The 19,815-nt window shown below is 69.7% G+C and carries 18 protein-coding genes, 1 tRNA gene and 1 pseudogene; 13 read left to right on the plus strand and 7 right to left on the minus strand.

Features of this window, described 5'->3' with window-relative positions:
* Positions 1-438 precede the first annotated feature (438 nt).
* Both ACFWY5_RS33110 and ACFWY5_RS33115 read right to left on the minus strand, forming a co-directional pair.
* Positions 439-1,779 (minus strand): ABC1 kinase family protein, encoded by a 1,341-nt coding sequence (locus tag ACFWY5_RS33110; protein ID WP_379610782.1) that lies wholly within the window; start codon positions 1,777-1,779, stop codon positions 439-441.
* An 867-nt stretch (positions 1,780-2,646) separates the two neighbouring features.
* The gene (locus ACFWY5_RS33115; RefSeq protein ID WP_379636579.1) at positions 2,647-4,227 is read right to left on the minus strand and encodes a ThiF family adenylyltransferase; all 1,581 of its coding nucleotides are present in this window, start codon (positions 4,225-4,227) and stop codon (positions 2,647-2,649) included.
* A gap of 498 nt (positions 4,228-4,725) precedes the next feature.
* On the opposite strand from ACFWY5_RS33115, the gene ACFWY5_RS33120 reads away from it, so the two are divergent.
* The 3 genes from ACFWY5_RS33120 to ACFWY5_RS33130 all read left to right on the plus strand — a co-directional run bounded on the left by ACFWY5_RS33120 (position 4,726) and on the right by ACFWY5_RS33130 (position 6,672).
* On the plus strand, positions 4,726-5,508 hold the full coding sequence (locus ACFWY5_RS33120) for an enoyl-CoA hydratase/isomerase family protein (RefSeq protein WP_379636581.1): 783 nt from the start codon (positions 4,726-4,728) through the stop codon (positions 5,506-5,508).
* Between the two features lie 205 nt (positions 5,509-5,713).
* Positions 5,714-6,091, plus strand: coding sequence for a M48 family metallopeptidase (locus ACFWY5_RS33125; protein WP_379610488.1), 378 nt, complete (start codon positions 5,714-5,716; stop codon positions 6,089-6,091).
* Positions 6,085-6,672: a hypothetical protein gene (locus tag ACFWY5_RS33130; RefSeq protein ID WP_379610487.1), complete on the plus strand. Its 588-nt coding sequence runs from the start codon at positions 6,085-6,087 to the stop codon at positions 6,670-6,672. The genes ACFWY5_RS33125 and ACFWY5_RS33130 overlap by 7 nt, the downstream gene beginning before the upstream one ends.
* Here ACFWY5_RS33130 and ACFWY5_RS33135 read toward each other — a convergent pair.
* The 3 genes from ACFWY5_RS33135 to ACFWY5_RS33145 are packed head-to-tail and all read right to left on the minus strand — an operon-like array spanning position 6,571 to position 9,314.
* The gene (locus tag ACFWY5_RS33135; protein ID WP_379636583.1) at positions 6,571-7,527 is read right to left on the minus strand and encodes an endonuclease/exonuclease/phosphatase family protein; all 957 of its coding nucleotides are present in this window, start codon (positions 7,525-7,527) and stop codon (positions 6,571-6,573) included. The genes ACFWY5_RS33130 and ACFWY5_RS33135 overlap by 102 nt on opposite strands.
* Positions 7,528-7,581: 54 nt before the next feature.
* A complete protein-coding gene (locus ACFWY5_RS33140) occupies positions 7,582-8,124 on the minus strand; it encodes an NUDIX hydrolase (RefSeq protein WP_379610485.1) in 543 nt (180 codons plus the stop codon).
* The gene (locus ACFWY5_RS33145) at positions 8,121-9,314 is read right to left on the minus strand and encodes a zinc-dependent metalloprotease (protein WP_379610781.1); all 1,194 of its coding nucleotides are present in this window, start codon (positions 9,312-9,314) and stop codon (positions 8,121-8,123) included. Before ACFWY5_RS33145 ends, ACFWY5_RS33140 begins: the two co-directional genes overlap by 4 nt.
* A gap of 133 nt (positions 9,315-9,447) precedes the next feature.
* Here ACFWY5_RS33145 and ACFWY5_RS33150 point away from each other — a divergent pair, with 133 nt between their 5' ends.
* The 5 genes from ACFWY5_RS33150 (at position 9,448) to ACFWY5_RS33170 (ending at position 15,265) form a co-directional block, all read left to right on the plus strand.
* A complete protein-coding gene (locus ACFWY5_RS33150; protein ID WP_379610484.1) occupies positions 9,448-10,518 on the plus strand; it encodes an NAD-dependent epimerase/dehydratase family protein in 1,071 nt (356 codons plus the stop codon).
* Between the two features lie 10 nt (positions 10,519-10,528).
* Positions 10,529-10,954 (plus strand): molybdenum cofactor biosynthesis protein MoaE, encoded by a 426-nt coding sequence (locus ACFWY5_RS33155; RefSeq protein WP_379610483.1) that lies wholly within the window; start codon positions 10,529-10,531, stop codon positions 10,952-10,954.
* A 9-nt stretch (positions 10,955-10,963) separates the two neighbouring features.
* Positions 10,964-12,010, plus strand: a complete 1,047-nt coding sequence (locus ACFWY5_RS33160; RefSeq protein ID WP_379610482.1) for a PDZ domain-containing protein — start codon at positions 10,964-10,966, stop codon at positions 12,008-12,010.
* A gap of 128 nt (positions 12,011-12,138) precedes the next feature.
* Positions 12,139-15,090, plus strand: a complete 2,952-nt coding sequence (locus ACFWY5_RS33165) for a UPF0182 family protein (protein WP_379636585.1) — start codon at positions 12,139-12,141, stop codon at positions 15,088-15,090.
* Between the two features lie 98 nt (positions 15,091-15,188).
* Positions 15,189-15,265 (plus strand) — tRNA-Met (locus ACFWY5_RS33170).
* Between the two features lie 39 nt (positions 15,266-15,304).
* Here the strand turns inward: ACFWY5_RS33170 and ACFWY5_RS33175 are convergent.
* On the minus strand, positions 15,305-15,763 hold the full coding sequence (locus tag ACFWY5_RS33175) for a hypothetical protein (protein WP_379636587.1): 459 nt from the start codon (positions 15,761-15,763) through the stop codon (positions 15,305-15,307).
* A 93-nt stretch (positions 15,764-15,856) separates the two neighbouring features.
* Between ACFWY5_RS33175 and ACFWY5_RS33180 the strand changes: the two genes are divergently transcribed.
* The 3 genes from ACFWY5_RS33180 to ACFWY5_RS33190 all read left to right on the plus strand — a co-directional run bounded on the left by ACFWY5_RS33180 (position 15,857) and on the right by ACFWY5_RS33190 (position 18,506).
* On the plus strand, positions 15,857-16,855 hold the full coding sequence (locus tag ACFWY5_RS33180; RefSeq protein WP_379636589.1) for a sensor histidine kinase: 999 nt from the start codon (positions 15,857-15,859) through the stop codon (positions 16,853-16,855).
* Positions 16,852-17,508: a response regulator gene (locus ACFWY5_RS33185; RefSeq protein WP_379636591.1), complete on the plus strand. Its 657-nt coding sequence runs from the start codon at positions 16,852-16,854 to the stop codon at positions 17,506-17,508. The genes ACFWY5_RS33180 and ACFWY5_RS33185 overlap by 4 nt, the downstream gene beginning before the upstream one ends.
* Positions 17,509-17,588: 80 nt before the next feature.
* The gene (locus ACFWY5_RS33190) at positions 17,589-18,506 is read left to right on the plus strand and encodes a hypothetical protein (RefSeq protein ID WP_379636593.1); all 918 of its coding nucleotides are present in this window, start codon (positions 17,589-17,591) and stop codon (positions 18,504-18,506) included.
* On the opposite strand, the gene ACFWY5_RS33195 is transcribed toward ACFWY5_RS33190, so the two are convergent.
* Complete coding sequence (locus ACFWY5_RS33195; RefSeq protein WP_379636595.1) at positions 18,472-19,101, minus strand: phosphotransferase; 630 nt, start codon at positions 19,099-19,101, stop codon at positions 18,472-18,474. The two genes, ACFWY5_RS33190 and ACFWY5_RS33195, sit on opposite strands and share 35 nt — an antisense overlap.
* 34 nt (positions 19,102-19,135) lie before the next feature.
* On the opposite strand from ACFWY5_RS33195, the gene ACFWY5_RS33200 reads away from it, so the two are divergent.
* Positions 19,136-19,606: a group II truncated hemoglobin gene (locus tag ACFWY5_RS33200; RefSeq protein ID WP_379610474.1), complete on the plus strand. Its 471-nt coding sequence runs from the start codon at positions 19,136-19,138 to the stop codon at positions 19,604-19,606.
* A 9-nt stretch (positions 19,607-19,615) separates the two neighbouring features.
* Positions 19,616-19,815, plus strand: a pseudogene (locus tag ACFWY5_RS33205) (hypothetical protein); the annotation flags it as partial.

Genomic DNA, 19,815 nt, shown 5'->3' on the forward strand with positions numbered 1-19,815 from the left:
CACGTGATCCCCGGCGCCCCCGCCTCGGCCCCGGTGCACGCCCCCGGTTCACGTGATCCCCGGCGCCCCCGCCCCGGCCCCGGTGCACGCCCCCGGCCCACGTGACCCCCGGCGCACACCACCTCGGCCCCTGGCCCCTGGCCCCTTGGCCCCTGGCCACTCCGGCCCATTTGACCCCCGGCCCACGCCACCTCGGCTCACCTGACCCCCTGGCTCAGGCCACTCCGGACCGCATGACCCTCCGCCCATGAAGTGTTGGCCGGACCATCCCCGGCCGATCGCCTCGGCGCAGGCCATCTCCGAAGGGCGGGCGTTCCGCGGCGGGCGTGTTCCGAAGGCCTTTATGGCCACTTACGGATGTTCAGCGTCAGGAGATAGCGGTCGCCAAAGGTGCGTAAGGCTCGGCGGCGGCGTTTCTGGGTTGCTTGTGTTCGGAGATCAGGAAACGGGGATGGAATCGGTGGCTTCGTCCGGGTCGTCGGCGAAGCCTGGGACCCAGCGGATGACCTCGTCGCGGAATCGGGCGGTGGCTCCGAGCTGGCACAGGACGCCGATGCCCGCGGCGTGCACCCGATGGATGAGGACATACGAGACAGGAAGGTTGAGCTGGCGCACCACGTTGTTGGGCCGGAGGTCGGTCACGCTGGCGGCCTGCGCCTGGAGCCACTCGCGGCTGAACGTGAACTCCTCCACGGCCGTCGGCTCGACATACGGCGCCAGGAACGCGCGCAGAGCATCGGCGTCGATCTCGATGTGGGGTCGGATGAAGCCCTCGTCGCGAAGGCCGTTCATGACCGTTTCCATGTCGCCGTGGTTGAAGATGCGGGTGAGTTTCCCGAACGCCTTGGGGTACCCGTCGGGGAGCCGGTTGACCGCGCCGAAGTCCAGGACACCGAGTCGGCCGTCCTCAAGCATGCGGAAGTTACCGGGATGAGGGTCCGCGTGGAGCATGCCCACCCGAGCCGGCGAGCAGAACAGGAACCGTACGAGCAGCAGCCCCGCCCGGTCACGCTCTTCCTTCGTGCCATCGGTGATGATGCGGGACAGCGGCGTACCGTCCATCCACTCGGTCACCAGGACCATCTCGTTGGCGGCGATCACGTCGGGCACCTGGAAGTCGGGGTCGCCGTGGAACTCCTGCGCGAAGGCGTGCTGGGCTTCGGCCTCGTGGAAGTAGTCGAGCTCTTCGGCGATACGTTCGCGGAGTTCGGCCAGCACGGCCTTGATGTCGAGACCAGGCAACATGACACCGAACAACTTGCCCAGCCGAGCCAACTGGGTGAAATCACCGAGAAGCGCCTTGCCGGCGCCGGGGTACTGGACTTTGACCGCAACGTCACGGCCGTCGTGCCAAACCGCACGATGGACCTGTCCGATCGAGGCGGCAGCGGTGGGCTGGTCCTCGAAGGAGATGAAATTCTCCCGCCAGTCATCACCCAACTGCTCGGCCAGCACCTTGTGAACGGTGGCCACGGGCAGCGGCGGAGCGGCGTCCTGGAGTTTGGTCAGCGTGGCTCGATAAGGCCCGGCGATCTCCGGCGGCAGAGCGGCTTCGAAGATGGACAGCGCTTGGCCCAGCTTCATCGCACCGCCCTTGAGCTCACCGAGGACCTTGAAGATCTGCTCGGCGGTACGCTGCTGGATCTCCTGTGCGACGATCTCGGCGGATTTGCCGCCGATACGCTTCCCGATACCCAGGGCCGTGCGGCCCGCGAAACTGATCGGAAGCGTGGCCAGCTTGGCGGAGCGCGTGACTGCGCGGCGCGGAAGATCGCTCACCCTAGTACGCGGCGTCCCGTTGAGGCGCCACTTCCCCCTTCCGTGGTCGACCCATGTGCGCATGGTCGCGGACCCGGCCCGGTGGCTTCCAGGCCCAATGGTCTCCCCTGATGCCCGTCGGACACGGGCGATGTGCTGGTGGTGCCGGTCCCGCTGGCTGCGAGCCTTCGATCGTGCGAACCCCGCCGACTGCGGGGCATCGCGGGTGCGGCCGTGGGCCCACTGATGCGGATCCCGCTGGCAGCAGGCTTCCTGCCGTGCGTTGGCGCTGGTCGCGAGCACATGGTGCCCGCTGGTTCGAGCTTCTTCCCCTCTTGTACGGCAAGCCGTATGGGTATGGCAGCTCGTACCTGACGGGAACCGATACGGCGGTGGCCGCGCCTGACCCGAGCGGTGTCGAGATCGCCCCGCCGGGTGCGGGGATTCGCGGCGTCGCGTGTTCGGTGTGGAGCGACGGGTTGCCCTGCTGGATGCAAGGCCGAGGAGGTTGCCTCGCTGGGTGCGGGGCCGGGGTACACCTCGCTGGATGCTGAGGTCATGAGGGACGTCTCGCTGGCTGCGAGGCGGAAAGGGACGATCTCGCTCGATGCGAGGTCGAAAGGTGCTGCCTCGCTGGCTGCGAGGTCGAGGGGGTGCCTCGCGGGATGCGAGGCCGGGCGGTGCTGCCTCGCGGGATGCGAGGCCCGGAGGGAACCTCGCTGGGTGCGAGGTCGGGAGGGGAGCCTCGCTGGGTGCGAGGGTGGTGCGTGTTCCCGCTGGATGCGGGGCGCTTGCTTGTGACTGTATGGCGCGTGCCCAGAGGTCTGGTCGCGGACCCCCGGGTGACTGGGGCTGTGGCGTGGGATAACTGGCGTGATTTGGCTGGGTTTAGTCGCGGGTGGCCGCTCTGACCATTCTTAGCGAATCAGGATTGTTGCGTATACACCTACATTGCGGGTGGATCGCCCAGGTCCGCCGCTTCCTCTGCCAATCAGGCAATATGTCGATTGTGCCGTTGGTCACAATCGAAGGGTGGCCGTCAAGGTAGGCGAGGGCGTGCCTGGAGGCTTCCGCGGCCACCAGGGCGGCCAGGGTGGTGTCGCAGGCGATCTCGCCCGCGGGGTAGCCGCCCAGATGAGCGGTGACCATGGGCCAGCCCGGATCGCGGTCGCGGCGGGTCAGGTCCAGGCAATGCAGGCATGCGCTCTGGCTCGGGTGCACCAGCGGGCCCACCGTTCCGTAGCCCTCGAAGCCGGAGACCAGCATGTGCGGGATGTTGAGCGCGGTCAGTTCGGTCACCAGGATCCCGTCCAGCGGGCCCACCGGAGCGAGGATGACCAGGTGCGGAAGATCGGAGCGGTCGTTGAGATACGGCCCGCCCGCGACGAACCGGGCATAGGGCGCTGGCGCCGGCCTGGCCGGTGGTGCGGGTTCTGCCGGCGTGGCCGACGTCCGTGAGGGCGAGCCGGGCTGGGAGGGCGAGGCCGGACGTCGTTTGCCGCCACCGGGGTGGGTGTCCTCGATCGATTGGCTGATGACCCCGGTCCGCTGACGAGCCGCTTGGGTCGGCCGGCTCGGCTTCCGAGCGTCGTGCGCGGCATCCCGGGCATCCCGGGCATTACGGGCGTCATGGGCGTCAGGGGTGGAGGTCCGCATGCCCTGGGCGGAGTCACGGGTCTGGCGAGCGGAGCTTCGAGTGGCTTGGGCGGAATCCCGGACGTCGCGGGTGGAGCCTCCGACGTCGGGCGCGGAGGTCCGATTGGCCTGGGCGGAGTCGCCAGCCTCGCGGGTGGAGCTTCGAGTGGCTTGGGCGGAGGCCTGAGGCTTGGGCTTGGGGTTTCGAGTGTCGTGGGTGGCGTCCTGAAGATCGTGGGAGGGGTCTTGGGGGGTCGGCTGGGTGGGTTGTTGCGATCGGCGGCGTTGTTTTGCGGGGGGATCTTGGGTGGGTTGGTGGGTGGATGTGTGGGGGCAGGTGATCAGGCGGGTGGCGGTGGCGACGGAGGCTTCTTCTCGGGGGAGGCCGAGTTCGGACCATGTGAGGCCGCCGGGGACCAGGTCTTCGGGGCGGGTGGGAGAGGGGTCGATTACGCGGATCGTTCCCACACCGGCTGCGGCCAGGAGGTTGACGATCGACGCGCCCAGGCGGCCTGCGCCGTAGACCCGGACGCGGGCGTTACGGCGGCGGCTGAGGGTGGGCAGGCCGCCTGCGGGGTTGTCTCTGGCCAGGTCCAGGGCGTCCAGGTCGGGACGGAGGCGGTCTCGTTCCGGCAGGGGGATGTCATTCAGGATCGTGAGCGGGATCGAGGCGTCGTCCAGGACGCCTTGGGCGGTGAGTTCTGCGAGGAGGGTTCTGGCTGCCTGCTCTTCCATGCCTGCTTTTACGGCGTGCTTCACGGCTTGGGCCAGGTCCTGGGTGCCGTCCAGGGACTCGATCCAGGCTCGAAGCGGTGGGGTGAGGTCGGTGAGCACGACGGCCTGCATCGGGTGCACGCCGAACTGGAGGGTGCGCTCGTCTCTGAGGATGCGGCGCAGGGAGGGTTTCACGCGGGGCCTCATGACGGTCAGGGTTCCATCATCGGAGGCGGTTGTGGGGGCGGTTGTCACGGGCTGTGGATAACTTCTTCCGCTGGTCAGAGGGCTGTGGATGAAGGTCCCGCCATACCTGGGCAAACCGGCGCGGTGTCAGACCGGGGTGTGGGGGTGCTGAACCCAGTGCGGGCGAGACGCGAGAAACGTCCATGGCAGGAGAGGCGGGGGTCGGAGGGGTGGAGTCCTCGGGTCGTACGGCAGCGGGAGGTACTGGACAGAGGAGGAGGGCGGGAAGTGGCAGGGTACGGAGGTGCAGGCGGCGACAGCGGGAGGGGCGCCGGCGGGGAGTGGTCGGGGGCCGAGATGGGAGGGCGGTGGGTGGCGGTAGCGGGGCAGGGAGCAGAGGCGGGCCGGGAGGGCGGGGTTACGATCTTGGGCATGAGCGAGCTCTTGGTCGACCGTTCGGACGACGGCGTCGTCTGGGTGACCTTCAACCTCCCCGACCGTCGCAACGCCATGACCGACGCCATGACCCAACGCTGGTCCCAGGAAATGACCGCCCTGGCCAAGGACAGAACCGCCCGCTGCCTGGTGATCACCGGAGCGGGCAGCGCCTTCTCCGCGGGCGGAGACCTGTCCTGGCTGTCGGAAAGAGCCACCGAATCGGTCCCGGACCTCAGGGACCGCATGCTCACCTTCTACCGAACGTGGCTCTCCATCACCCACCTGGAAATCCCCACGATCGCCGCCGTGAACGGCGCCGCCGTAGGGGCGGGCCTCTGCCTGGCCCTGGCCTGTGACCTCGTCTACGCGGCGGAGGACGCCAAACTGCTGGCCCCGTTCACCTCCCTGGGCCTGCACCCGGGCATGGCCGCCACGTACCTGCTGCCGAAGACGGGAGGCCTGAGGCTGGCACGCGAGATGCTCCTGACCGGACGTGTCCTGACAGGAGTAGAAGCAGCATCAGAAGGTCTGATAAATCGGGCATTCGCGGGAAATGACCTTAGCCGTGCCGTTCAAGAGATCGCCCTCAAGGTCGCCTCAACCGCCCCCATCGCCGCGAAACTCACCAAATCCGCGCTAAATGGGGATCATCAGGATCTCGAAGCCGCCCTCCGCTGGGAGGCCCTCGCCCAGCCCGTGACCATGGCTTCCGCCGACATGGTGGAGGGTCTTCGGGCCCATCGGGAAAGGCGGGTGCCCAAATTCACCGGCTCTTAATCATCTGACCAGCTAAAACAGGGCTCACCCCCTGTGGAATTCGGCCGGTGTCGGCTAACGTGCATATGTGCCCCCCGAGACAGTCGAGGTCCGTCGAAGTTCTCGTCGCCGGCGTACGGTCTCCGCATACCGAGACGGCGACAAGACGATCGTGCTCTTGCCCGCATGGCTGAGCGGCGAAGACGCTGATGAATGGGTGAGCCGGATGCTCGATCGGCTGGCGGCCAAGGAGCGACGGCGTAGACCCACCGACGAAGGACTCCAGGCCAGAGCCAACGAGCTGTCGGCGAAGTACCTCGACGGAAGAGCGCGGCCCGCCACCGTCCGCTGGGTGGACAACCAGCAGCACCGATGGGGCTCGTGCACCCCGGACAACGCCACGATCAGGATCTCGACCCGCCTCAAGGGCCTGCCGGAATGGGTCATCGACTACGTCATCATCCACGAGCTCGTGCACCTGCTGGTGCCGAGCCACGGCCCGCAGTTCTGGGCTCTGGTCGAACAGTATCCCAAGGCCGAGCGGGCGCGCGGCTTCCTCGAAGGATTCTCCGCCGCCGCGCACAACGCCCCGGAGGAATGTTGATCCGCACCGTCGCGGTTCTCGCGCGCCGGAACATGGCGAAGGCGGCGCCTGACGGAGTGGATCAGGAGGAGTTCCTGACGGCCGTGGCCGAGGACACCTACGAGATGGTGGCCGGTCTCGAACTCGTCACTCCGGTGCTGGTGACGAGCGTGCCCGGCCTGGAGGAGATCGTCTGGCCCGGCACCGAAGTGATCACCATAGATGACGACGAGCCCCTGAAGAACATCATCAACCGCCTCCCGGGCGAACAGGCCGCCGTCATCAACGCCGACGCCCCCGACCTGCCCCCGCTCCTCATCGGCAAGCTCTTTCGCGAACTCGGCCGCGCCCAGCTCACCCTGTGCCCCTCCGAGTACGGCGGCGCCGTCGCCCTGGCCTGCCACCTCCCCCTCCCCGACTGGGCCGATCCCGACCTGGACGCCCACGACCCGGTGGCCGACCTGCGCGCCCAGGCCCCCGGCCGCCGCCTGGTCGCCGCGTCACCCGGCTGGCACCGCCTGCGTACCCCCGAGGACGTCCTCCGCCTGGACCCCGGTCTCGAAGGCTGGGACAACACCCGCGCCCTCCTGGGGAAGTTCTAGCCGGGCCACCACCGCCCGGTGGTCGGTCCCCGGCAGGGTGTGCACACCGACCTCCCGCACCCCAATGCGGGCGTCGACCAGCACGTGGTCGATCGTGATCATCGGCGGCAGCCGCGTGTTCGCCGGCCAGGTGGGCACCAGCCCGGCGCCGGCCCGGTCGGCCGCGTCCGTGTACCCGCGGGCCAGCACCTCGCGCAGTGCCGCGTGGTCGAGCGTGGCGTTGAAGTCGCCGGCCAGGATCCGCGGGATCTCCTCCGAGGCGGCGGGCAGTGACGCGAGAGCCGTACGCCATAGCTCCAGATTCTCCGACGTGGGCCGCGGCGGATGCACCGCGAGGACCTCCACCCGACCACCGCCGGGCAGGGTGACCACCGGACCGGTCAGCGGGTGCCGCGAGAACACGCCCCGGTCCGCCTGAAGCTCCCGGTACGGCATCATTCCGCCCAGCCCGGCGCCGTCCAGCCGGTCCACGGCCTCGGGCGTCAGTTCCTGGGCACTCAGGACATCGGGCCGCACCCGCCGTACCAGATCCATCAGAGCCGCGGGATCGGCCCGCCCGGCCAGCAAGTTCACCGACAGCACCGTGAACGGCCGGCCGCCCGCGACGGCCCCGTCACCGAACGCCCGGGGCAGCACGCACAACGCCAGCGCGACCGTGGTGACGACGGCGACGCACGCCGCGACGGGCCGCCGCCCGGACACCGCGACGAGGACGGGCAGCAGCGACCCCAGGGCCACGTACGGCGTGGCCGACATGACCTGCGTCAACGGCCCGCCACGTTCAAGCCCGGCCACCCGCGCCACAGCCCAGACGGCGAAGGGGACGACCAGGATCCAGGCGAGGGACGCGCGCACCGGCGCACGGCGGGCAGGAGTGACGATCGTCCCTCCGACCACCGCGAAACCCCCTCAGGCCAGAAGTGCCGCCCTGCCGCGCCTGGCCAGCCGCCTGGTCGCCTCGTCGGACAGCTCGGGGATCTCCTCCACCGGGAACCAGCGCAGGTCCAGGGACTCCTCGCTGATCACCGCCTCCGCGCCCTCGGGCGCCACGGCGGCGAACTCCACGTCAAGGTGCCACGAACGCGGCGGATGACACCAGACCTCGTGCCGGTCCAGCGCCAGCGGCCCCGGTAGCAGCCGGAGACCGGAGATGCCGGACTCCTCCCCGGCCTCCCGCAGCGCCACCTCCACCAGCGTCCGGTCGGCGCGCTCGCAGTGGCCGCCCATCGGCAGCCACATGCCCGCCTTCGGGTGCAGCGTCAGAAGGACCCGCGCACCGTCGTGGGACAACACCGCGGTGGTCGCGGTCAGGTGCCCGGGAACGCACTCGCGGTACATGGCGTCGGCGTGCGTCGCCAGGTGCTCCAGGAACTCCTTGCGCAGCACCTCCTCCTCAGGGGTCGGCGCCGACCAGCCGGTCAGCACGGCGACCGCGTCGGAGCGCAGCGTCACTCCGATTCTCCGGGCTCGTCCAGCTTGGAGATGTCCCAGTCGGAATCGCCCTTCACGAACGCGTCCGGGTGGTCGAGGTCCTCGGCCGTCGGCATGAGGTCGGGGTGACCCCAGACCGAGTCGCGGCCGTCGAGCCCGCGGTCGGCCTCCAGCGCCTGCCACAGCGCCGCCGCCTCCCGCAGCCTGCGCGGACGCAGCTCCAGGCCCACCAGCGTGCCGAACGTCAGCTCGGCGGGGCCGCCGGTGGCGCGGCGCCTGCGTACCGTCTCGGCGAGGGCGTTGGCCGAAGGCAGCTTGCCCTCGGCGGCGGCGTCCACGACGGTCGCCACCCAGCCCTCGACCAGCGCCAGCATCGTCTCCAGACGGGCCAGCGCGGCCTTCTGCCGCTCGGTCTCCTCGGGCTTGAGCAGCGCGCCGCCGCTCAACGCCTCCTGGAGCGCCTCGGGGTTGCTGATGTCGAGGCCGCGGATCTGCTCTTCGAGCGCCGAGGTGTCGACCGTGATCCCCTTGGCGTACTCCTCGACGGCGCCGAGCAGGTGCGAACGCAGCCACGGCACGTGCTGGAACAGCCGGTGATGGGCCGCCTCGCGCAGCGCCAGGTACAGCCGGATCTCGTCGGCGGGCAGTTCGAGGCCGTCGCTGAAGGAGGCGATGCCGCCGGGCAGCAGCGCGGCCGTGTCCGACAGCGGCAGGCCGATGTCGGTCGTGCCGATCACCTCGCGCGCCAGCGAACCGAGCGCCTGCCCGATCTGCTGGCCGACCATCATGCCGCCCATCTGCTTGAGCATGCCCATGAGCGGCCCGGCCATCTGCTGGGCCTCGGCGGGCAGCCCGGCGCCGCCGAGCGCGCCGCCCATGGTCTCGACCATGCGTTCGGCGATCGGCTCACACAGCTTGCGCCACACCGGGACGGTGTTCTCGATCCACTCGGACCGGCTCCACGCCTGCGGGTTCGACACCCCGCTCGGCAGCGCCGTGGCCTCGTTGAGCCACAGGTCGGCCAGACTGAGCGCGTCGATGATCTGGCGGCGTTCTCCGTCCATGACGGAGGGATCGCCCTCGGCGACCACCGCGTGTCGGGCGATGTTCTTGGCCATGTCCCAGTTGACAGGGCCGGAACCCTGGGGCGCCGACAGCATGTCGGCGAACTGGCGCATCGCCTGAGCCATCTGCTCAGGGTTGCCGAACATGGCGAACGGGTTTTCGTTGGGGTCGTTTTCACGACCTGGCAGGTCAGTCACCGCTCTACCTCGTGCAGGATGGAGGAGTCCACATCCGCCACGTTAGTCGTCCTACGGCGGATCAGTGCAAAGTGAGGACCGTGTGCCTACCTCGAAACGCCCGCGCCAACCGGTCGTCGCCGTCACCGGCGCGGCCTCCGGCCTCGGTCGCGAGCTGCTCGCGAGGCTCGCGACCTCCGCGGATTTCCGCAGAGTGGTGGCCATCGACGAGCAGCGCGGCGACGTCCAGGACGTCACCTGGCGAGTGATCGACGTCCGGGATCCGCTCTTGGCGAACCGCATCTCCGACATCGACGTGCTGGTCCACCTGGCCGGCGACTACGCCGTCGACTCCAACCCCGGTGAGCGCCGCGCGTACAACCTGCGCGCCGCACAGACCGTGCTCACCGCCGGCGCGGCCGCGCGCGTGCGCCGCGTCGTGCTCGTCACGAGCGCGATGGTGTACGGCGCCGCCCCCGACAACCCGGTCCCGCTGCCCGAGGACTCCGCGGTGGCCGCCGAGCCGGACACCGGCGTCGTCGGCGACTACCTGGAGATCGAGGCCCTGGTCCGCCGGGCCATCAGGAGCAACACCGGCCTGGACGTGACCGTCGTGCGCCCGGCCGCCGTCGTGGGCCCGGGTGTCGACACCGTCATCACCCGCCACTTCGAGTCGCCCCGGCTGCTGGCGGTGAAGGGCTGCAACCCGCGCTGGCAGTTCTGCCACATCGAGGACCTGGTCTCGGCGCTGGAGCTGGCCGCCCGCGGCGTGGTCACCGGCGTGGTGGGCGTGGGCTCCGACGGCTGGCTGGAGCAGGAGCAGGTGGAGGAACTGTCCGGCATCCGGCGCTTCGAGCTGCCCGCCGGCCTGACCTTCGGCACGGCCCAGCGCCTGCACCGGCTGGGCATCACCCCGGCGCCCGCCACGGACCTGCACTACGTCGTCTACCCGTGGGTCGTCGACTGCGCCCAGCTGCGCGAGGCCGGCTGGAAACCCGCCTGGACCAACGAGGCCGCCCTGGAGCAGCTGCTCGAACTGCGCGAGAACCGCACCACCGTGGCCGGACGCCGCCTGCCCGTCAAGGAGGCGACGCTCACCGCGGCCGGCGCCACCGTGGCCGTCATCGGCACCGCCGCCATCGTCCGTCAGGTCCGCAAGAGGCGCCGCCTGTAGGCTTGTTTGCGTGGACGTCATCCGGTTGCTAGACATTCGCGACACCCCGTTGTCGGTCGACGAGGTGTACGCCGCCGTGGGCGACCACGCGGCGGGCGGGACGACCCTGTTCGTCGGCACCGTACGCGAGCAGGACCAGGGCAAGCCGGTCAAGCGGCTCTCCTATTCGGCGCACCCGTCCGCGCCGGCGGAGCTGCGCCGCGTGGCCGAGAAGGTGGCCGCGGACTTCCCGGTGACCGCGCTCGCCGCCGTCCACCGGGTCGGTGACCTGGAGCTGGGCGACATCGCGGTCATCGTCGCCGCGGCCTGCCCGCACCGCGGCGAGGCCTTCGCCGCCTCACGACGCCTGATCGACGACCTCAAGGCCGAGGTCCCCATCTGGAAACATCAGCTCTTCGGGGACGGGTCGGCCGAGTGGGTCGGCGCCTGCGAATAAGCTCTCTCCATGTCACGACGTGCCCTGACCCTGCTCGTGGCGGGCTTTATGGTGCTCGCCCTCGGTGTCGTCGGCGCCCTCATGAAGGTGCCCTACGTCGTGCTGAGCCCCGGCCCGACCGAGAACACCATCGGTGAGGTCGACAAGAAGCCGGTCATCGCGATCACCGGCCGCCAGGTCTTCCCGACCGACGGCGCGCTCAGCCTGGTCACCGTCGCCTACCAGGGCGGCCCCAGCAGCCGCATCGACCTGATGACCGCGCTGCGCGGCTGGCTCGACCCGAACGTCGCGGTGGTGCCGGAGGAGACGATCTTCCCCAAGAGCCGCACCGCCAAGCAGGTCGAGGAGGAGAACACCGTCGAGATGGCCAACTCGCAGGACAACGCGACGGCCGCGGCGCTCACCGAGCTCAAGATCCCTTACAGCACCGTCGTCACGGTCCTTTCCACGGAGAAGGGCAAGCCCGCCGACGGCAAGGTGCAGAAGGGCGACGAGATCAACGCCATCGACGGCAAGAAGGTCACCGACGTCGACATGGTCCGCGAGACCGTCCGCGCGCTCAAGCCGGGCGCCGACGTCGTGTTCGGCGTCACCAGGGGCGAGAAGAAGCTCGACGTCACGGTCAAGACCACCTCGGGCGACAAGGGCGCGACCATGGTCGGGATGACCATGCAGGCCAAGTACAAGTTCCCGTTCAAGGTCAGCATCAGCGTGGGCGACGTCGGCGGGCCGAGCGCCGGCCTGATGTTCTCGCTCGGCATCGTCGACAAGCTCACCCCCGGCTCCCTGACCGGCGGCAAGTCGATCGCGGGAACCGGAACCATCACACCGGAGGGCGAGGTCGGGGCGATCGGCGGCATCGCGCAGAAGATGGTCGGCGCCAAGAAGGCGGGCGCCACGCTCTTCCTCACCCCCGCCGACAACTGCGCCGAGGCGCTGAAGGCGGCGCCCGACGGGCTGCGGCTGGTGAAGGCGGAGACCCTGCACGACATGGTCACGACGCTCGATTCGCTGCGCCAGGGAAAGACAGATCTTCCCGCATGTACGGCCGGCTGAAACTTCTCGCGCCCGTCGTGCGTTAGCCGTACACCTGGCACGCCGGTGTAGGTTGCCAGAGCGAGACGATTGTTCACCACGACGAGGGGTTGGCCTTGAGCTTCCGGACCCCAGGAGCCGGCAGGGCGATGCGCTTGCCCCGCCGCCCGCGACTGCTGCTTCCTGTCGCGATCGCCCTCGTGGCGATTGTGGCGTTCTTCTTCCTGTTTGCCGGCATTTACACCGACTATCTCTGGTTCGACTCCGTCAGGTACACCTCGGTCTTCTCCGGCGTGATGCTGACGCAGATCGTGTTGTTCCTGGTCGGCGCGTTGTTGATGGTCGGCATAGCCGGCGGCAACATGCTGCTGGCGTTCAGGATGCGGCCGATGTTCGGCCCCGCCATGTTCGGCGGAGGCAGCGGCGCCGACCGCTACCGGATGGCGCTCGACCCCCACCGCAAGCTGATCTTCATCGTGGGCATGGCCGTGCTCGCGTTGTTCGCGGGGTCGTCGGTGGCGGGCCAGTGGAAGACCTGGCTCCAGTTCTCCAACGGCGTGAAGGCCGGCAAGACAGACCCGATGTTCGGGCTGGACGTGTCGTTCTTCATGTTCGACTATCCGTTCATCCGGATGGTGCTGAACTTCCTGTTCACCGCCATCATCATCTCGATCGTGCTCGCCGCGATCACGCACTACCTGTACGGCGGCTTCCGCCTGCAGTCGCCGGGCGTGCACGCCTCGCGCGCGGCCCGCACCCACCTGTCGGTGCTGCTCGGCGTGTTCGTGCTGCTGAAGGCGGTGGCCTACTGGGTCGACCGCTACGGCCTGGTCTTCTCCGACCGCGGCAAGGTCTTCGGCGCGTCCTACACCGACCTCAACGCGGTGCTTCCGGCCAAGACCATCCTCGCGATCATCGCGCTGATCTGCGCCGCGATGCTGTTCGCCGGCGTGTTCCGCTCCGGCGGCATGCTGCCGGGCGTCTCCTTCGGCCTTCTCGTGCTGTCGGCCGTGCTCATCGGCAGCGTCTACCCGGCGCTGGTCGAGCAGTTCCAGGTCAAGCCGAACCAGCAGGCCAAGGAGAAGGAGTCGATCTCCAGAAACATCCAGGCCACGCGGGACGCGTTCAAGGTCGACGACAAGAACATCTCGGTGAAGCAGTACGGCGCGACGACCAGCGCGACCGAGCAGGTACTCCAGCAGGAGGCCAGCGCGATCCCCGGTCTGCGCCTGCTCGACCCGACGATCCTGTCGCCGACGTTCCAGCAGCTCCAGCAGATCAAGGGCTACTACCAGTTCCCCGAGCAGCTGGACATCGACCGCTACAAGGCGCCCGACGGCAAGATCCGCGACACCGTGGTCTCGGTCCGCGACATCGGGATGCCGCCGGAGGCCGAGCGCAACTGGATCAACAGCCGCCTCGTCTACACCCACGGCTTCGGCTTCGTGGCCGCGCCGGGCAACCAGGTGGGCTCCGGCGGTCTGCCGGTCTTCAACGCCAAGGACATCCCGCCGGTCGGCGACCTGATCGGGCCGAAGTTCGAGCCCCGCGTGTACTTCGGCGAGAACTCTCCCGAGTACTCCATCGTCGGCGGCCCCAAGCCCGGCCCCGGCCAGGGCGTCGAGCTCGACTACCCCGACGACCAGCAGGGCGGCAGCGGGCAGAAGAACAACACCTACGCCGGCAACGGCGGCGTGCCCATCGGCAACTTCTTCACGAAGCTGCTCTACGCCGCCAAGTACGGCGAGACCAACCTGCTGCTCTCCTCCGACGTCAACGACTTCTCGCGCATCCTGTACGAGCGCAAGCCGCTGGAGCGCGTGGGCAAGGTGGCGCCGTTCCTGACGCTGGACAAGGACCCGTACCCGGCGATCGTGAACAACCGGATCGTCTGGATCGTCGACGGCTACACGACGTCGGACTCCTACCCGTACTCCGAGCGCAAGAGCCTCGGCGACCTGACCACCGACGTGCAGACCAGCAGGCTGGTGGCCGGTCAGCCGCAGCCCGCGCCGACCGACGTCATCAACTACATGCGCAACTCGGTCAAGGCCACCGTGGACGCCTACGACGGCACCGTGACCCTGTACGCGTGGGACGACGTCGACCCGGTGCTGAAGACGTGGCAGAACACGTTCGGCACGATCATCAAGCCGAAGGCCGAGATCCCGGCCGAGCTGCGCGACCACCTGCGCTACCCGGCCGACATGTTCAAGGCGCAGCGGGAGATCCTGACCCAGTACCACGTCACCGACCCGGGCGCGTTCTTCGGCGGCCAGGACTTCTGGAAGGTCCCCGAGGACCCGGCCACCAAGAAGAGCAAGCAGCCGCCGTACTACGTGACGATGAAGATGCCGGAGGGGACCGAGCGGTTCTCGCTGACGACGACCTTCGTCCCGAACGGCCGGCAGAACATGGCCGCCTTCATGGCCGTGGACGCCACCGCCGACCCGTCGCAGGCGAAGCTGGAGATCCTCCAGCTACCCAGCAACACGGCGGTGCAGGGTCCGCCACAGGCACAGAACACGTTCCTGTCGAACCCGACGGTCTCCGAGCGGCTGAACCTGCTGCGCGGTACCGGCGGCGCCACCGAGGTCATCTACGGCAACCTGCTCACGCTTCCGTTCGGCGGCGGCCTGCTCTACGTCGAGCCGGTCTACGTCCAGCCGAAGGAGGAGAGCGCGGGCCGCTTCCCGAGCCTGCGCAAGGTGCTGGTGTTGTTCGGGGACAAGGTCGGCTTCGGCGACACGCTGGACGCCGCCCTGAAGGAGGTCTTCGGCGTCGCGCCACCGACGCAGACGGGTGAGAAGCCCACGGAGACCAAGCCGAACACGAACACCACCGCGCTGACCAAGGCCATCACCGCCGTCGAGCAGGCCTACCAGGAGGGCCAGGCGGCCCTGAAGGCCACACCGCCCGACTGGGTGAAGTACGGCGAGGCGCAGAAGAAGCTGGAGACGGCACTGAAGGAGCTGCAGGCGCTGGGAGCCACCCAGCCGCAGCCCACGCCGACGGCGACGCCCACCGCGTCCACACCGCCGTCCACACCGCCTCCATCGACACCGCCGCCTTCACCGACGGCCACCGCCACCAGCGGATGACTCACGAGGACCCCGCCTTCCCGGCGGGGTCCTCGCCGCTTCCGGCGTATCAGTTTGCGCAGGCAGCCGGTGGCGGATAGTCTCGTGAAGCACGACGACGCGGGGTGGAGCAGTTCGGTAGCTCGCTGGGCTCATAACCCAGAGGTCGCAGGTTCAAATCCTGTCCCCGCTACCAGTGAAGGCCCTGATCATTACGATCAGGGCCTTCGTGTTTTCACCGGCAACGCAAATCCAGCCCGGCGTCGTGCATTTCCAGAAATTCCACGATCACCGGCCGCGGTCCTTTTCCTCCGGCGAAGTACACCTCGCCGGGTAATGTCCCGCCTTGGACGCCGCGGATCGTCGTGCTCTCGTAGTACTTCACGATCGCCGCCTCCGGCAGCGTCGTGACCAACGACAACCGTACGAGGTAATCGCAGTGGTTGCTGTCGCCGATCTGCAGCCCGACCTTGCCCTGTGCGACCACGTTGGGCTGGGTGCCCGGCGGCAGCGGGTAGGCGCGTACCCGCTCGACCAGGGCGCTCAGGCGCATGTCGTTGATCCACATGGGGGTCTGTACCAGCAGGGCCGCCGCTACGAGCGACCCCGCCACCCACCACCAGCGCCGGTTCAGGCGCGTCGATGGTCCGGCCGGTCGGGCGAGCACCGGTGTTTCCGTGAGCGTGCTGTCCACCTCACTCGTCCCTTCTGTAGCACGCTAAGCATCTTGGGGGGCTTCGTGATCGTGAACAAGGCCCTAATCTCGCGCGGCTGGAAGGATGGCGTCATGGGTGATCTGCTGCTGGCCGCCGGACTGGCGCTGGCCGGCCTCCTGCCGCTGGAGCAGCCCTTCGGCCGCGACCCCGACACGCTGTTCTACGCGCTCTATCTGGCGGGCGCCGCCGCGGTCGCGCTGCGCCGCCGGTTTCCCGCCGCGGTGCTGGTCCTGACCTGCGGTTCGCTGGGGCTGCTGCTCGGTCTCGGCTACCTGCCCGGCCTGATCATGGGCCCGGCGCTGGCCGGCCTGTACACGGTGGCGGTGCGCGGGATGCGACTCTGGACCGCCGCCGGGCTGGTCTCGGTGCTGGTGGGCGCGGCGTTCCTGCCCGAGGACCTCGTGGTGCGGGCCATCTTCACGCTGACCTGGGCGGGCATGCTGGGCTGCGCCGTACTGGCCGGGGAGTTCGTGCGCGCCAGGGCGCGCGCGGCCGAGCACGACGAGCGGCTGCGCGTCGCACGGGAGCTGCACGACGTGCTCGGGCACGGCATGGCCGCCATCACCGTGCAGTCCGCCACCGCGCTGCACCTGCTCGGCGACGCCCATCCCGAGGTACGGCAGGCGCTCCAGGACATCCGCGACACCAGCAAACAGGCCATGGGCCGGGTCCGCGACAGCGTCTTCCAGGAGGGCGAGTCGCTGGCCGGGATCGACGACCTCCTCGGCGCGGTACGCCAGGCCGGCCTGGCCGTCGAGGTCACGGGAAGCCCCGGACAACTGCGTCCAGAGGTCGACCACGCCGCGTACCGCATCATCCAGGAGGCGCTCACCAACACGCTGCGCCACGCCGGACCGGGCGCATCGGCCGGAGTACGGCTGGAGCGGACGGCCCGCGCGCTGCTCATCGACGTCACCGACGACGGCACCGGCGGCCTCGGCCGGGCGGGGAGCGGCATCGAGGGCATGAAGGCCAGGGCCAGAGCGCTGGGCGGGCACGTCAGGGTCAGTTCGGCCACAAAGCAGACCGGCGTGAAGGTGTCGGCCAGGCTGCCGCTGGGCCGCCGATGATCAGGGTGGCGCTCGCCGACGACCAGGCGCTGGTGCGCAGCGGGTTCCGGCTGATCCTGCGGTCGGCTCCCGGCATCGAGGTCGTGGGCGAGGCGGCCGACGGCGGCGCCGCCGTGGCCCTGGCCCGCGACGAGCGGCCGGACGTGCTGCTGATGGACATCCGCATGCCGGCGGTCGACGGGCTCACCGCCACCGCCAGGATCGCCGCCGACCCCGAGCTCAAGGGCGTGCGGGTGCTCATGCTCACCACCTACGCCCAGGACGCCAACGTCTTCGCCGCGCTGCGGGCGGGCGCGAGCGGCTTCCTGGTCAAGGACGTGGAGCCGGAGGAACTGCTGCACGCGGTACGCGTGGTCGCCAGGGGCGACGCGCTGCTCGCGCCCGCGGTGACCAGGAGGCTGATCGAGGCGTTCACGGCCGCCGCGCCCGCCGAGGTGCCCGCGCTGGACGGGCTGACCGGGCGGGAGCGGGAGGTGCTGGCGCTGGTGGCCAGAGGGCACAGCAACGACGAGATCGCCCTGAAGCTGGGCATGCGCCCGCTGACCGCCAAGACGCATGTGAACCGGGCCATGTCCAAGCTCGGTGCGCGGGATCGGGCGCAGCTCGTGGTCGTGGCCTACGAGTCGGGGCTGGTCGTACCGCGGTCGCGGTAGCCGGCTGCCGCGGGTGCGGTAGCCGTACGACCGGACTTGGGGAGGAGGAACGCGCCCGCCGCACGGTCGAGCATGGAGGTATGCGAAGGATCTGGCGGCTATGGCCGTGGTGGGTGGGGTACGCGGCGGGCGGGTTCGCGGCGCTCGTGGTGGTGCTGGGTGTGGCGGGCGGCGAGGCGTTCGGGTGGGTGGGGGCCGTCGGCGGCGCACTCGGGCTGGCGGGGCTGGCGCTCAGGCGGGGCTGGGTGGTGTGGGCGGGCGTGGTGGTGCTGGCCTTCAGCACGTTCGGGCTGCTGCAGGATCTCGTGACCGTGCTGGGACTTGGCCGGCCGGACAACTGGCCGGCGTTTCTGACCAAGGCGGCGCGGGTGGTGACGATGCTGCTGCTCATGGGGTCGGCGCTGGTCGTCCGCAGACGCGCGCACGGCGTGTGCGGGAGGTGCGGGTACGAGCACGCGGACGGCGGGCCGGTGCCCCTGGGGTTTCCCGAGGCCTCGACGGCGTCCAGGAGGGTGCGGTGGGTTGCCTATGCGGGGGCCGCCTCGTTCCTGCCCTATGCGGGAGCGAAGGTGGTCTTCGGGCTGGAGAACCGGGCGGTCCTCGCCGAGCACGGCGGGCTCATGGCGGAGCTGGCCGTCTTCGGCGTCGATCTCACCGCGCTGCTGGCCGCGCTCGGGATCTTCCTGCTCGTGGCCATGACCCGGCCGTGGAGCCAGGTGTGGCCGCGGTGGGTGCCCGGACTGGCCGGACGGCGGGTGCCGCGCTGGCTGCCGCTCGTGCCGGCGTGGCTGGGGGCGACGCTCGGGCCGTACGGGCTGCTCGGGGTGGGGTACCTGCTGGTCTTCGGGACGGACGCGCTGCCGGGGTATGTCGCGCAGGCCGGGATCGTCGGGTTCACCGGGGTGGGGCTGGCCTTCGCGGTGGTGGCCTGGGACTACCAGCGCAGGACCCGGCCGCGCTGTCTCACAGCAGACGGCGCAGCCGTACCTGCTCGGTAGGGGTGGTGTGCGGGTCGCGCAGGCGGGCCGCGGCGGCGTCGGCCAGGCGCGGGGACGGGTCGGTAGCGCTGCCGCGCAGGAGGGCGCGGGCGAGCGGGCGGCGGATCAGCTTGATCGTCGTGATCGGGATCTCGCTCGTGCGCAGCGTCAGGTAGGTCGTGGCCAGCTCGAACGCGGGCTCGCCCGCCGCGGCGTTGCACCAGTCGATGACCGAGGGGCCGTCGGGCGTCATGATCACGTTGAGCGGGTGGAGGTCGAGGTGGAGCACGCGGTCGCCGGGGGAGGGGCCGAGCCAGTCCGGCGCCTCGATCGTGTGGAGGCGGTCGTGCAGCCGGCCCAGCAGCCGCCCGTGGCCGGTGACCGTCCACGGCTTCCTGACCAGGACCTCGAACATCGTGGGCCCGTGCAGCCTGGCCATGACCAGGTCGGTCTCGGTCGCGTCGAACACCTCGGGCACCGGATAGCCCTGGGCGCGTACGTGCTCCATCACGCGGGCCTCGTCGAGGGCGGTGTCTCCATCTCGGTAGCGGCGAAGCACTTTGGTGGGAGATAGTGCGAAAACGTCTGCTGTGCGCCCTTTGCCGATGAGGTCCATGACAGGTGCCGCCTATCCATGATTACATGATTACGTGGCTGACAACGAGCAAGTACCGACACTGTACGACTGGGCGGGCGGCAGCGACGCGTTCGAGCGGCTCACCGAAACCTTCTACGCGAAAGTGAAGAAGGACGACGTGGTCGGGCCGCTTTTCGCGCATATGGATCCGGGCCATCCCCGCTATGTGGCCATGTGGCTGAGCGAGGTGTTCGGCGGGCCCGCCCGCTACACCGAGGAGCGCGGCGGCTACCCGCACATGCTCTCCCAGCACCTCGGCAAGGGCATCACCGAGCAGCAGCGACGCCGGTGGGTCAACCTGCTGATGGACGCGGCCGACGAGGTCGGGCTGCCGGACGACCCCGAGTTCAGGGCCGCCTTCGCCGGATACATCGAGTGGGGGACGCGGCTCGCCCTGCACAACTCGCAGCCCGGGGCGAAGCCTCCGGCCAAGGCGCCGACACCGCGGTGGGGCTGGGGGGTGGCGCCGCCGTACCAGCCGTAACCTGGATCTATGAGGGGGACGCTGCGGATATACCTGGGCGCGGCCCCCGGCGTGGGCAAGACCTACGCCATGCTCGACGAAGGGCGGCGCGCGCTCGCCCGAGGCAGAGACGTGGGGCGGGGGGGAAGAGGGGCCCCCGCGCCCCCCCCCCACCCCCCACCCTCCGCACGGCTCGGGTGAGCTGCCGCACCACAGCAACCACACACCCC

This window comes from Nonomuraea sp. NPDC059007 (assembly GCF_042740555.1).
GTDB lineage: Bacteria > Actinomycetota > Actinomycetes > Streptosporangiales > Streptosporangiaceae > Nonomuraea.

What these genes read in the sequence shown, in the direction of transcription:
- ACFWY5_RS33120 (WP_379636581.1), top strand. Translation starts at nt 4,726, where the DNA reads ATGAGCGAGCTCTTGGTCGACCGTTCGGACGACGGCGTCGTCTGGGTG.
- ACFWY5_RS33125 (WP_379610488.1), top strand. Translation starts at nt 5,714, where the DNA reads ATGCTCGATCGGCTGGCGGCCAAGGAGCGACGGCGTAGACCCACCGAC.
- ACFWY5_RS33130 (WP_379610487.1), top strand. Translation starts at nt 6,085, where the DNA reads ATGTTGATCCGCACCGTCGCGGTTCTCGCGCGCCGGAACATGGCGAAG.
- ACFWY5_RS33145 (WP_379610781.1), bottom strand. Translation starts at nt 9,314, where the DNA reads ATGTTCGGCAACCCTGAGCAGATGGCTCAGGCGATGCGCCAGTTCGCC.
- ACFWY5_RS33160 (WP_379610482.1), top strand. Translation starts at nt 10,964, where the DNA reads ATGTCACGACGTGCCCTGACCCTGCTCGTGGCGGGCTTTATGGTGCTC.
- ACFWY5_RS33165 (WP_379636585.1), top strand. Translation starts at nt 12,139, where the DNA reads ATGCGCTTGCCCCGCCGCCCGCGACTGCTGCTTCCTGTCGCGATCGCC.
- ACFWY5_RS33180 (WP_379636589.1), top strand. Translation starts at nt 15,857, where the DNA reads ATGGGTGATCTGCTGCTGGCCGCCGGACTGGCGCTGGCCGGCCTCCTG.
- ACFWY5_RS33185 (WP_379636591.1), top strand. Translation starts at nt 16,852, where the DNA reads ATGATCAGGGTGGCGCTCGCCGACGACCAGGCGCTGGTGCGCAGCGGG.
- ACFWY5_RS33190 (WP_379636593.1), top strand. Translation starts at nt 17,589, where the DNA reads ATGCGAAGGATCTGGCGGCTATGGCCGTGGTGGGTGGGGTACGCGGCG.
- ACFWY5_RS33195 (WP_379636595.1), bottom strand. Translation starts at nt 19,101, where the DNA reads ATGGACCTCATCGGCAAAGGGCGCACAGCAGACGTTTTCGCACTATCT.